The sequence below is a fragment of the Spirulina subsalsa PCC 9445 genome (assembly GCF_000314005.1).
GTDB classification, from domain to species: Bacteria; Cyanobacteriota; Cyanobacteriia; order Cyanobacteriales; family Spirulinaceae; genus Spirulina_A; species Spirulina_A subsalsa.
In genome coordinates this window covers 5,089,596-5,103,684 of the sequence record NZ_JH980292.1, presented here as the reverse complement: position 1 = coordinate 5,103,684, position 14,089 = coordinate 5,089,596, and the positions used below count along the sequence as shown (strand labels likewise).

Below are 14,089 nucleotides of genomic sequence, written 5' to 3'. Positions count from 1 at the left end.
AAATTTGTAGGTTGGGTGAAATGAAATGTAACCCAACCTTCCCAATACTGGCGGTAATTTATTTGTTGGGTTGCGCTTTTCCTGTGCCTAACCTAGGAATTAAGACAAATAACCTTATTTTTGGAGTTCAAACTATAATATGTTTAAAAATGCGCTGGTTGTATCAAGTGGGTTTGTCCTCGGTTTGCTCAATTTTAATGCTTCCCTACAAGCTCAAATTGCTGAAGATACAACCCTACCTAATAATACGGTTGTGAATCATGCAGGATTTACTTGGACAATTACCCAAGGAACAACGATAGGGAATAACCTATTCCACAGTTTTCAAGCATTTTCTGTTCCCCTTTTCAATACTGCCCAATTTCAGCATAATCCGGCTATTAATAACGTCATTGCCCGAGTAACGGGAGGATTGCCGTCAGAGATTAATGGTTTTATTCAAGCTGCACCCACTAACCCTAATTTTAACTTATTTTTGCTCAATCCCAACGGTATTATTTTTGGAGCTAATGCTAGTTTAAATTTTAACGGTTCGTTTACGGCAGCTACGGGAACAGGGATAGTTTTTAGTGATGGGATTGTTTTTCCCGCAACAGGCGATAATCCTCCTTTAACGATGAGTGTTCCTGTAGGAATCCAACGGGGGACTAATCCCGGTTCAATTCAACTGCAAGGGGCAAATTTAATCCCAAGTCCGGGCAATAACTTGTCTTTCGTGGGTGGAGATATTATCCTTTCCGATACGTTGAATTTTGGTATTCCTCAGTCTTCTAATATTTCTGTAGAGCGGGGAAATGTAACCTTAGATGGTCGCAATATTATTTTAACTGGGGGTTCTACTGTCGGTGTTCCTCCTACGTTTGATCAACCGGGGGGAAGGTTAACGGTCAGGGCTTCTGAATCGGTGCAAATTTCGGGAAATTCGCCATTATCTACGAATATTAGGAGTGGGTTTTATGCTCAAAATTTAGGGGGAATTGCCGATGGGGGGAATATCAATATTTCAACCCCGCTTTTAGTCCTAGAAAATGGGGGAGTGATTTTAACTTCTACAGTGGGAGCAGGTAATGCAGGAAATACGGTTATTAATGCAGGAAATGTCGTTTTAAGGGGTGTTGTGGGAGATCGCCCGAGTGGGATTTATTCAGAATCAGGGTTAGGTGCAACGGGAAACGCGGGGAATATTACGGTGAATGGGGGGAATCTTTTGGTGGAAAATGGGGCTAGAATTTCCACGTCAACGGATGTTAATAGTTTGGGAAAAGCTGGAACAATTAATCTCAATGGGAATTTAGTTGAAGTTCGAGGATCTCAGAATGGAGTTCCTAGTTTAATTACAAGCCAAACTTTGGGCAATTCAGACGCAGGAAATTTAAATGTTGTCGCCCATCAAATGCGAATTTTAGAGGGGGGGCAAGTTTTAGCGAAAAGTGAACAACAGGGCAAGGCGGGCAATATTGATTTAAGGGTGGGGGTTCTGGAATTAAATCAAAATGCCCTACTTTCGGTTGAAACAGATATAGCACAAGGGGGCAATCTTATCATCAGAAATTCACAATTATTAACCCTTGCTAATAATAGTAAAATTTCGGCTTCTACTCAAAGGGGACAAGGGGGAAATATTGAAGTTTTAAACGGGAATCGGATTAATTTAGGGGGCAATAGTGAAATTATTGCCCAGTCTATAGGGATTGGTCGCGCTGGAGATGTGACGCTACAGGGGCAGGTTTTAAATATTACGAATAAGGCTCAAGTTAGTGTGAGTAATACCGGAACCGGGAACGCGGGGAACTTAGGGATTAGTGCCAGTGAGATTAACTTAAATCAAGGGAAATTAAGCGCAGAAACCAGACAGGGCGCGGGGGGGAATGTAGTATTGGGAAATGTGCGATCGCTTTTTCTAGAAAATCAAAGCCAAATCAGCACCAGCACCGTTAACGGACAGGGGGGAAATATTGGCATTCGTGCCGCCGAACAGATAAGTTTAGGGGGAAATAGCCTCATCTCCAGTAACGCCACCGGAACCGGGAATGCGGGCAATATAGACCTATTCACCCCACAATTGAACCTACAGAGGAACGCTCAAGTTGGTGTGAGTAATACTGGAACCGGAAACGCCGGGAACTTAGGGATTAGTGCCAACAACCTCAACCTAACCAACAGCACCCTTAAAGCCGAAACCATCCGAGGCAGTGGCGGCAACATCACCCTGCAAAACCTGCAAAACCTCAACCTCAACAACAGCCAAATCTCCGCCTCCACCGTTGACGGACAAAGCGGCAACATCACCGCCACCCCCCGCCAACAAACCACCCTCGACAAAAACAGCCGCATCCTCGCCCAAGCCACAGGCACAGGCAACGCCGGAAACATCCAACTGCAAACCGGAACCCTAACCATCCAAAACAACTCCGAAATCTCCATCAGAACCGACGGAATAGGCAACTCCGGCAACCTAGACATTCAAGCCCGTTCCATCCTCCTCAACAATCAAGGCAAACTCAACGCCAGCACCGCCGCAGGCAACGGCGGCAACATCAACCTCACCGTCGCCGAATCCATCATCCTCCGCTTCAACAGCGACATCACCGCCGAAGCCGGAGGATTCGGTACAGGCGGTAACATTACCTTCGACGTTGGCGGCTTCATCCTCGCCTTCCTCTCCGAAAACAGCGATATCGTCGCCAGCGCCTTCCAAGGACGGGGCGGCAACATTACCGGACGCGCCCGGGGCATCTTCGGCTTCCGGCAATTCCAAGGCCGTCGCACCCCCGAAAGTGACTTTACCGCCACCTCCGAACTCGGCATAGACGGCATCGTTAACATCGACATCCTCGACAAACTCAGCCTCGACAACCTACCCCGGGAATTCATCACCGCCGAACTCGCCACCGGATGCGCCGCCCTCGAATCCGAAAACCCCGTTTCCCTCTATAACATCGGTTCCGGTGGCTTCCCCAACTTCCCCACCGCCCCCCTCAGCAACACCAACATCTGGCAAGACCTCAACCTCCCCCATCCCCCCCTCATCGAAGCCCAAACTTGGCGCACCAACGCCCAGGGGGACATTGAATTAGTCGCCGAAATCGCCCCCGGTCATCTCCTCGTCCCCTGCCGCCCAGAACCGTAGGTTGGGTGAAGCGCCAGCAACCCAACACCCCCCTATCCGTAGGTTGGGTGAAGCGCCAGCGCAACCCAACACCCCCCCGCTTAAAATGTAGAAACCCCGTTTCTGATTTCTGCTACTCTCACAACCTATCCCCAAAAGCAACTTAACGTGAGAATCCCCGTGCTTTTAGGTCGGGGATTCTCCATTCTGCGCTATCTTAACCCCCTCACCCCCCCCAACGTAAACTTATGTAACAATCTTGGCCACCCTGCATCAAAACCCGCCCCACCTCCAGAGAACTAGATGAAGACAACAAAAGTCAGTCCGTCTTCGCTGGTTGTGGTCTAGTGTGCCACACCAACCCGGAGCCAAAATAACACTGGAATGTTCGTCTATTCCTTATAAGTTGTGGTCTAGTTTGCCACAACTTATTCCTGTTCTATTCAACCCAAAAGGAAAAATGCTCATGCAAAGAATTCCGAATCAGGTGTTTTGGTGTCTTGTTGTCTTCTCCTTAGTCATGACGGGTTGTGGTCGTGGCGGTGGAAGTGGAAACAGTAGTAACACGAGTAATATCAATGATGCAGAGGGGGGAAACTCCTCCACACCATCAACCAACACAGTAGAAGTCAACCATCAGGATTCTTGTGTCAATATTGCTCAAAAAGAGTTATTCCAGAGATTGCTCGATTTAACCAATACCGAGCGACAAAAACAAGGGCTGAATAATCTAACCTTAGTGTTAGAACTCACCCAAGCCGCTCAAAACCATGCCGAAGATATGGCTCAAAATAACTACTTCAGTCATACAGGATTGAACGGTTCATCCGTTGGAGATCGAGCCAGAGCCGTAGGTTATAATTGGAATTATGTCGGCGAAAATATTGCTCGTGGACACCGGAGTGCTACATCAGTCATGGAAGGCTGGATGAATAGTCAAGGACACCGAGAAAATATTCTCAACCCCAACTACACAGAAATTGGTTTTGGGGTTTCTAGCGATCGCAATTCAGAAGAAAATTATTGGGTTCAAGTTTTTGGTAAACCCGATAATCCAGCGACACAAGGGGGAACTCCCTTAAATTCCAGCACCGCTTTTGACCAAGCGTCTGCTTGCATCTTCACATCAAATTCCAATCAATCCGTTTTAGGGGTTCAATTAACTCAAGATAGTTCAACCAATCCATCAAAACCAGTCCCTGAACCCAGTACCATTATGGGATTAATTATGCTCAGTGCCAGTGGTGTTTTGTTGACCGTCTCTCGTCAGCAATAACCCTTATCTAGCCGTCCTAAACTAAACACCATTTTAGCCATTTGTCGGTTAGTTAAAGCACCAGCGCAACCCGACCCCCCAGCTAAAACAGGGTGCAATCTACATTATTTCTTATTATTCCTCATTCCTCTGCTCCCTTTAAAAATCATGATTAATCTCAAAAATACCGTCGCTCAACTATTACTGATAATTTGTGGTTTATCGAGTTCCGTTTTTCCCAGTTATGCTAGCTCCTTCATTGCCGATTCAGAAAAAGACTTTTCCCTTGAAACCAGTCTTTATGGATGGCAGTATGGATATTACAACAGCAATGGTTTTCAACTAAACTCTAATCCACAATGGGGAACTTTTAGCTCTTCTGGAGGAATTATCAACGGCGGCAATAATCCAGAATGGATTGCCCGCCGTTGGGTTAGTAACTTCAACGGAATTATCTCCCTATCTGCCTTAATGCCTTCCACAGATAGTAATAATTCCGATGTTACCTTTGCCCAAAAAATTATCGTTGATAATCAAGTTTTACTATCTCAAGATAGTTCCTCTCAAAACGGACATAGTATCTATAATTTGGATAATATTGCGGTTAACATTGGCTCTCAGGTTGATTTTATTTTCGCTCCTTCTAACAACTGGAGTGGGCAATTTAATTTAATGGCAAAAATACAAGCCTCTTCAGGGTTGATATTTTTGGATCAATATCCCGGCATTCAGGGAGGTCATGTAGCACTTCTTTTTAACGGTAACGTCTATCACGCTCATTCCCAGTATGGTGTAATAGTTCAACCCTTTAACACATTCATCCAAGACCATAATCTATCTCCTTTTGACCATCAATTTAAACAACTCCCTCCCTTTATCTCACAAACGATGGCCAGTTATATTGAATCACAAGTAGGAAAACCTTACTTAATTCCATCTACCACGAATTTAACTCCTCTTGCCCAAAAAGGATGGTTTGGTGAGTTTACTAATGTAGGTCTAATTGAGCGAGCAGCAGAAGAAGCTCGTGTTAACAATAGGCAAGGATTTATTCCTACACATTTGGAGCAAGATTATCGAGTTGGAATCTCATGCCTTAGTCTTCATTGTACACGATTAAATTATGATATGTTACAGTATAGAATTTGGGATTTTCTACATCACGGAATGCCCTCTATTCCCCAAAGTCTTGAACATCAAAACAACACCCAATTTGATTATCTTCAAACACAGGGATTTAAGGAGCTTGAAAAAACAACAGAAGAGACTTATGAATATATTACTTCTATTATAAAAGACCCCAATAATCTTAGCTTAGATATACCTTATTGGGCTTTCTTTCTTTATGATGAAAATTTAACTCTAACCCAATATTTTAAACCTCAACAGTTTGCCACATTAATTAATCCGTTTCAACGATCAAGTTGGTTACAAGGTTCTTTTGACTCCGTAGATTTTATCTTAACCGATCCTCTTGGTCGCCAAATGGGTTACAGTCAAGAATTCGGATTCTTTAACGAGATTCCCAATGTTCTTTATACGGGGGAAAACCTAGTAGGACTACCCGATGCAATGGGACAAATAGCTCCCCTTTTAAAACCTCAGTCATCTCAACCTGCAACCGAAGAAAAAACTTGTAATGTAACCCCTGTATCTCAACCCATTAGTTATTCAGAGAATCAAAATAACAGTGAATCTACTAACTTTGTTTCCAGTATTTTCCAGTTTTTTATTATGGATCGATTACCCGGTCAATATCAAATTAAGCAAATCGGAAACAGTCGTCAAGGATCATCAACAATTGAAGATGGAAGTCAGACCATTCGGACAGAACTAGACCTTTGTCAAACCTCAACAACTGTTATGGAGAATTTACGACCAGAAACTCAGTCACAATCAGTCCCTGAACCCTCTATTATCTTAGGATTACTAATCACCGGAACATGGGGATTACTTGCAACCTCCCCCAAAGTAGATTAAACCATAACCCCCAGAAAAGCCTCACCGTCAGAATCCCCCGCATCAAAGCACGGGGATTCTCCATTCCACGCCATCTTAACTCCCTCATCCCAAGGCACACCAACCCCGCCAGATGTAAACTTATGTAACAATCTTGGCCACCCTGCATCAAAACCCGCCCCACCTCCAGAGAACTAAATGAAGACGAACACAGTAAGTCAGTCTTCACTGACTCAGTTCGTCAGGTTCCCCTAAGTTGTGGCCTAGTCTGTCGCAACTCCTCTGTTGATTTTGCGGAGTGATGATTTAGTCTGTTCCCATTTACTGGATTTTGACTAAATATCACTCTAACTTTCTCGTGTTTAATTATTAGCAAGTCTCCGTATTTTTACACCAACTTGATAAAGAGTTTATTCAATTTTTTATTAAACCCTAAAAAACTTCATCAACTCTTTAAATAAACTCGGTAATATTACAGGAGACAGATACTATGGACTGATTTAGAATTAACTCCAGCTAAATAAAAATCTAAGCTGTTGCACGCACTAACTAAATAATAGGTTGTCAGATGTCTCCTTCAACCCAAATCCCTCTAAATGTTTCTATCGAGTGGAATTCGCACCACTGACCAATTTTTCATAAGTAATACATCACTGAAAACAACTAGCTTCTATGATTGACCTATGCGACACCTTAATAAAACCCTCCTCACCTTAGCCAGCCTAACGTTAGGAGTCTTTAGTGGAGTCTCTCCCACCCTAGGGATGACCCTATTTCAAGGAACCCTCAACAGCACCGAACAAAGTTTAATCTGGCAAAGTCCCTTTACAGGCTATATTGACCTTTCCACAACGTTGGGGACAGTAGATCAATTGACCTTTCAAATCTTGCTTGATGGAAAGGATATCCTTGGTAATTTAGACATTCAGAATACGAATCAAACCAACGGACAAGCCAGTGGAGAAACTAGCTGGGACAGTTATTTAAAAGTTAAACAGGGGTCTATTATCGAATTTCTGGTAACACCCAAAGACCCCAGCCAGAACTACACTTTTAATGTAGACACTAAGATTTCTACCGAGGCGGGCTTAGTTTTTCTTAGCACCGGGACTAACTCATCATTTGATCATGTAGGATTCTTTGACGGGACGAATATTTATGAGTCAAGTCCAGCTTATACTCAGCCCTGCTATTGGGATATTTTTGCACAAGATTGTATAGCCGTTAATTCTCAAAGTGGAGTGCAATCTACTCACACCTTGGGGACATTCCTCCATCTTTCATCTGACCCGAATAGTTCCCCTGTTCAAAATCGAGAAATTGTGCGTTTTTCCGATATTCCTTATGTCAGCGAAAATCAAGTAGAATTGATGCTGGCTTATATTCAAAGTCAGGAAAATCGCCCTTATGTTTCCTCAGATGTTAATGTTACCCCTGTGCGACAAAAGGGCTATGATTTTCGGCGAGTATTTAGCGGCATCGGTTTGATTGAACGGGCGGCTGAACAAGCGGGAATCTTTAATGGTCAGGGTTTTATTTTCAACCATCTCGAATTAATCCATGTTAATGGTAGCCAGCCAGCTTCTCAAGTCCCTTGGGAATGTCTAAGTGTTTTTCCGACGACGATTGAATGTCGGTCTGATTATGAGTTGAGAAATCCGCTACAGATACCAACGCTTTCCTCCGGTTTTCTGCACTATCTCCTGAACCATTATTTCTCGAACAATTCGGACACTTTACAGGGGTTATTCCAGAATGTTGAGTTTCTACTCACAGACCCTTTAGGGCGACGTTTGGGCTATACTGAAGAGTTTGGCTTGTTTGAGGAAATTCCCAATGCGTTTTATGACAGGGGTGAGGGGAAACAACACTTTTTTATTCCTGAACGTTTAGAGGGTCAATATGTTATTGACTTTTTCGGTTTATGTAATGCGGATGCTTTGGCCATTCTTGGGGATGCGAGCAATGGTAGTTTAATTTCTGGGTGTCAGGAAACACCAAAGGAGCGTATTGACTACTGGGACAAAATAGTAAGGGGGCCTTCTGAAGATAATTCTAATAAAGCTTCTACTCCTGAACCTTCTAGTCTGTTGAGTTTATTGGTTTTAGGGGCTGTTTTTATGGGGACTGGTCAGCAGTTTTTTCAACGGCATAATGAACGAAAATTTTGACGGGTTCGCTGTTGATGGTGCGTCGGGTTTATGTCAGTTTTAATGGTTTTAAATTGGCTCGGTCTGACGCATTCTATGAGAGATTTTGATGTGAGAATTGTTGGGTTGTGCTTTTCCTGTGCCTAACCGACAAGACAACAAGGCTAAAGTTTTTGGAGGTTTTATGGTGTTCTCTTGGTTTAAAAAGTCTTCCTCGACCCCGGACGAAACTCCCCTGTTTCAAGCATTTATTCTTGAGCCAATTTTAACGCCGTCGGGATTAATTGATGTGGGAGAGGATGGCATTGAACTTGACCCGGAAATGGCTCTAGAAACGCTGGAAGTGTTCGAGGCGGCGGTTGAGATTACTGACCCCCTAGAGGTGGATTTAAATGACCTGGAAGTTTTGCCCTTCATGGAAACCTTTGACCAGTCAGAAGGGGTTGAATTTACCTCTGGGGTGTTTACGGTGGGTGAGACGGGAGAAGTGACCATTGATTTTGTGTTTGATGGGGGGAAATATCAAGGAGAATTAGCCATTTTTAGCCTAGAGGGAATGGAGGAATTTGAACCGGGGTCAGTGGACTTTATTCGGGAAGCCGTGGCTCGTTCATTAAGTGATTCTGAAATGGGTTATGTGGTTATTTCTGACCGTTTGGAAGGGGCAAGATTTAGTGGAGAATTGGGAGAACCGGATTGGAATACCGGGGAATATCTAGGAGAAAAAACCTTTCAAATGCGACCGGGGGACACTTTTGGGGTGATGTTAGTACCGAATGGAACGGTGCAACGATTGGCCGCTAATCCTAGTGCAGGGGGGTCACTCCGTCCTCTATTTTCTTTAGCAACCGCCAATCCCGATGATGGTTTAAACTTGGGTCAGATTGCGGATGTGACGGGGGAGGGGATGACGTTTGCTTGGGAAGATGCCCGAGTGGATGGGAAGACGGATTTTGATTACAATGACATTATTTTTCGGGTGAATGGTGCAAGGGGGGAAGCAATTCATATTGAGGAAGTGATCAATCCTGCGCTGGATTGGCGTGAGACAGAGTTGGGCAGGGCTTTGATTGAATATGTGACGTTTGATGAGCCGGAAATTTCCATTGTTGAAGGACTACCTGACCCCGTAAGATATTCCCTAGAACGAGCGGTTAATCCTGATAGTTATAGTCCAGAAACATTAGTCCAGAATCATCAGTGGGTGGTGGGAGTAACCAGTCAACAATTACTGCCCAATTTATTAACGTTAGTGGAGGCGGAAAGTTTAGGGACAACTCGGCATATTCCCAATACTTATGTCTGGCAGTTTGGGGAGGGGGTGACATCGGGTGAGGTGTTGCGTCAGTTAGATGGTTTGAAGGGGTTAGAGTTTGCCTATCCTTTAGTCCCTCGGGAGTTAGAATTACGAGGTTTGTTACCTGATGATACTCTGCTATGGCATTTACATAATCCGGGTGGAGAAAGTGTGAATATTAATGGGGCTTGGGCGCAGGGAGTAACGGGAACAGGGGTGACAATTGCCATTGTTGATGATGGGGTAGCTTTTAATCATCCGGCTTTAAGTCATAATTATCGGGTGGATTTAAGTCGTAATTTTACCGATTCTCAAGGTTTTGGGATTTATGGCAATGATGCGAGTCCGGGTTTTTGGCAAGCTCATGGGACTGAGATGGCGGGAATTATTGGGGGGAATGGATATGATGATGGTTTGGGAGATTATAAAGGAGCGGCACCCGATGCTTCTCTGGTGGGATTACGTTTGGATCCTGACTCAAGCAACCCTACAGATTTAGTAAAAGCGGATACTCTGTCTTATTTAAATCACAATATTGATATTTATAACAATAGTTGGGGACCGTTGGATAATGGCTCAACATTAGGCGCGCCAGATCCTCTAACTCAGATGGTTTTATATAACGGAATTAACCAAGGACGGAATGGACTGGGGAGTATTTTTGTCTGGGCTGGTGGCAATGGAGGGCAGCAGGATGATGGGGTGAATTTTGATGGCTATGCAAATTCTCGTTATGTGATTCCGGTGGCAGCGATTACCCGTGAGGGTGTGCAAGCGGTTTATAGTGAGTCGGGCGCACCTCTGTTGATTTCCGCTTATTCGAGTGGTGATGGTCACAATATTATCACAACGGATCTTGCTGACTATGTAGACACTGGGGGGACTTCGGCGGCGGCGGCGTTGACTTCTGGGGTGGTGGGGTTGATTTTGGAGGCGCATCCGAGTTTAACCTGGCGGGATGTGCAGCATATTCTGGTGGAAAGTGCGCGGAAAAATGATCCAGAGGATGAAGGTTGGACGGTGAATGGTGGGGGATTTGAACATAATTATAAGTATGGGTTTGGGGCATTGGATGCGGCGAGGGCGGTTGAGTTAGCGAAGGAGTGGAGGGAAACGGGGAAATTAGTGGGGCGGGAATGGATGGTTACGTCGGGAGTGATTCCGGTGGGTGAACAGATTCCCGAAAATGGTGATTCTGTGACTTCAACTGTAGAGATTAGGGAAAATATAACCCTAGAAAAAGTTGAGGTGATGTTTGATGCGACTCATAGCAATCGAGGGGATTTAAAAGTGGTGTTAACGTCTCCGAGTGGTACAGAGTCGATTCTGGCGCAACCTCGTTTAAAGGATACGGGGAATAATTTTGATAAGTGGATATTTACATCGGCGCGTCATTGGGGAGAGTCGTCTGTTGGGGATTGGACGCTGCAAGTGTTTGATGAGAATAATAATGAGATAACAGGGGAATTAAAACAGTGGAAATTGAATCTGTACGGTTATAAACCAACGATTTCTATTGTCGCTACGAATCCGGATGCGAAGGAGGGGGAACATTCAGGGGAGTTTACGATTACGCGCACGGGTAACACCCAAGAAGCGTTAACAGTGTATTACACGATAGAAGGGCGGAATAGCATATCTCGTCCTGCGGCAACTCCTAATGTGGATTACTTCCTAACCACAGAAAACCCGGATGATAATGGCAATTTAATTCAGTCCATTGACCGTGCAACAGGCAATTTAGCGCAGGGGAGTGTGATTATTCCAGCAGGAGAATCCGAAGTAAAAATTACAGTGCAACCCGTTGATGATGATTTATCCGAGTATCGTGAAATGGTGTACTTACACCTTGCAGAAGATCAACAGGAAGATGGAACGGAGAAAAAAGATGAAGATAAACACTATGAAGTGGGAACAAACGACATAGCTGCGGTGACAATTTGGGATAATAATGTGCCGTTAGTCTGGCTTTTAAGTCATTGGTCTTCTAAATATCAAGACAAGGGAGGTGTAGCCACTGAAGGGTCACATAATGCAATGTTTAAATTACGCCGAATGGGTGATTTAGATCAAGAGTTAACGGTTAATTATTCGATTACAACAGAGGTGACAGAACAGGCCTTTAATGATATATTTGCTCCAGTTTATCCCGGAGTTAGCTATGATCAATTTTTGACGGAAATCTTCCATCCTGCTCAACTGGATGATTTCACGATTAACCCAAGAAATACACGGGATGTATTTACCCCTAATCCCGACCCCAATAGTATGATTTTAGGGACAGGAACAGTTACCTTTGCGGCGGGTCAATGGGAATCGCCATGGATCGATTTTTCCCCTATTAATGATGACGAAGTAGAACCCACAGAAAAAGTTATTATCCAGATTGAACCTAGCAATTTACAAGGAGATGATTCGGACGTTTCTTATATCGTTCATCCATCCTATAATCGTCGGCAACCAAACTATATTCCGATAGAAATTTTAGATAATGATTCTCAACCTGTGATCGAAATGGCCGTCACTCAACGGGCTTCTGAAGATGGCACAGTGGGACAAGTCACGTTTACCCGCAAGGGATTCCTAGAGGGGGATTTAGAAATTCACTATTGGGATAATGGGTGGTGGTTGAAAGCACTGCCGGGAATTGATTATGAAGTGCCAGAAGGAGGTTATATTACAGACGCTCACGGCCGCCCTGTGGTAAATGGAGAATTTAATCAAAATAACCGCTTGCAGGGCAGTATTATTATTCCCGATGGAGAAGAATCGGTGACATTGGAAATTGTGCCGATTAATAATGGGTTGCGCGATCCAAACAATAAACGAGTTCGGATTGTGTTGCGAGAAGATGATGCCTATTCTATTGGGTCACGATTCTCGGTTGAACTCTGGATTGATGATATTAATAAAACCGAGGTGCAATGGGTTCAGCAATTGGGGACAAACGCTTTTGATCTAGCAACGGGAGTTGCTGTGGATGGGGCGGGTTATGTTTATTTGACTGGACGGACGGCCGGGGCTTTAGGAGACAAGGACTCCGACTCTCCGGCTATCCAATTGGGTGATGGTTTTGTGGCGAAATATGACCCCAATGGGGAGTTAACTTGGGTGAAACAATGGGGGAATGATGGATTTACTGAACCGAACAGTATTGTAGTGAATCCTCACACGGGAGATGTGTATATTTCAGGCTGGACTGATGGGGAAGATAGTATGAACGGCAGTCGGGCTTCTTTTATTACCAAATATAATGGGTCTGGTGAGGTTCAATGGACGGAGTTTGTGGGGAATAAACGCATCAGTGGTCAGTCCTCGCTGAATTATGACATTGCTAGTGGCAAGATGACCCTAGGGGATGATGGTTTTCTCTATATTACGGGCTACACGACGGGGAATTTAGGGGGAACTGTTGCGGGGACGGCGGATGCTTGGGTGGCTAAATATAGCCCGGATGGGGAACAGGTTTGGTTGCGACAGTTGGGAGCTTCTGTGGGATCGTCCCGGTGGGATGAGGCGACGGGGGTGGCAGTTGATAAGGCGGGAAATGTTTATCTAACAGGACATACTCAAGGGGCGATGAAGGAACAAACTCACTTGGGGGATAAGGATGGCTGGTTGGCGAAGTATGACGGGGAGGGGAATTTCCAATGGGTGAAACAGTTCGGCACGATGGCAACGGATGAGGTGTTGGGGATTTCTGTTTATGATCCCAATTCGGGGGGTGATGATCATGATCCTTCGTTGGTGCGGATTCATCTGGCGGGGTATACACGGGGATGGTTGGGTGAAACGTTAGATCGACAAAAGGTGAATATTTACGATTGGAAAGATCCCGTGGCGGTGTGGGCTGGGGTGCATGGGGATATGTCGGGCTTAGGTGGCACTTATCACGGCCAAGGGGATGCTTGGGTGGCTCAGTTTACGGGGGATGGGGTTTCTGAGTGGAAACGTCTTCTGGGGACGGAGTTGGCGGATCGGGCGACGGGTGTGGCGACGGATGGGGAGGGCAATGTGTATATTACGGGCTATACGGATGGGGCGTTGGGTGAACTGCATGGGGAGGCAGGGGGCCGGGATGGTTTTGTGGCGATGTATAACCGGGATGGGGCTTATCAGTGGGCGGTTCAGTTGGGAACTGTGCGTAATGATGTGTCTCATGCGATCGCCTTGGGAGAAAATGCTGTGTATGTGGCGGGTGTAACGTCTGGTGTGATGCCTGCTGGGGTAAATGATCATACGGAGGATAATGTGCATCATGGGGTGGGTGATGCTTGGGTGGCGAAGTTAGGACAGTCTTATTTGATGTGAATTTAAGG

General features: G+C 45.0%; 5 protein-coding genes. All 5 read left to right on the top strand.

The features are described from left to right. Nucleotides 1–139 precede the first annotated feature (139 nt). Nucleotides 140–3,130: a two-partner secretion domain-containing protein gene (locus SPI9445_RS0123240; RefSeq protein ID WP_017307201.1), complete on the top strand. Its 2,991-nt coding sequence runs from the start codon at nucleotides 140–142 to the stop codon at nucleotides 3,128–3,130. Between the two features lie 445 nt (nucleotides 3,131–3,575). Further along, on the top strand, nucleotides 3,576–4,385 hold the full coding sequence (locus SPI9445_RS27950; protein ID WP_017307200.1) for a CAP domain-containing protein: 810 nt from the start codon (nucleotides 3,576–3,578) through the stop codon (nucleotides 4,383–4,385). A 147-nt stretch (nucleotides 4,386–4,532) separates the two neighbouring features. Then, entirely contained in the window at nucleotides 4,533–6,344 is a 1,812-nt protein-coding gene (locus SPI9445_RS0123230) for a hypothetical protein (protein ID WP_017307199.1), read from the top strand. A 662-nt stretch (nucleotides 6,345–7,006) separates the two neighbouring features. Further along, nucleotides 7,007–8,494 carry a hypothetical protein gene (locus tag SPI9445_RS0123225; RefSeq protein ID WP_017307198.1) on the top strand — a complete coding sequence of 496 codons (1,488 nt, stop codon included), beginning with the start codon at nucleotides 7,007–7,009 and terminating at the stop codon, nucleotides 8,492–8,494. Nucleotides 8,495–8,657: 163 nt separating this feature from the next. Further along, a complete protein-coding gene (locus SPI9445_RS27945; RefSeq protein WP_083883620.1) occupies nucleotides 8,658–14,081 on the top strand; it encodes a S8 family serine peptidase in 5,424 nt (1,807 codons plus the stop codon). Nucleotides 14,082–14,089 lie beyond the last annotated feature (8 nt).

Bases quoted from the DNA above. Each gene is read 5' to 3' on its own strand.
- SPI9445_RS0123240 (WP_017307201.1), top strand. From the start codon at position 140: ATGTTTAAAAATGCGCTGGTTGTATCAAGTGGGTTTGTCCTCGGTTTG.
- SPI9445_RS0123230 (WP_017307199.1), top strand. From the start codon at position 4,533: ATGATTAATCTCAAAAATACCGTCGCTCAACTATTACTGATAATTTGT.
- SPI9445_RS27945 (WP_083883620.1), top strand. From the start codon at position 8,658: ATGGTGTTCTCTTGGTTTAAAAAGTCTTCCTCGACCCCGGACGAAACT.
- SPI9445_RS27950 (WP_017307200.1), top strand. From the start codon at position 3,576: ATGCAAAGAATTCCGAATCAGGTGTTTTGGTGTCTTGTTGTCTTCTCC.
- SPI9445_RS0123225 (WP_017307198.1), top strand. From the start codon at position 7,007: ATGCGACACCTTAATAAAACCCTCCTCACCTTAGCCAGCCTAACGTTA.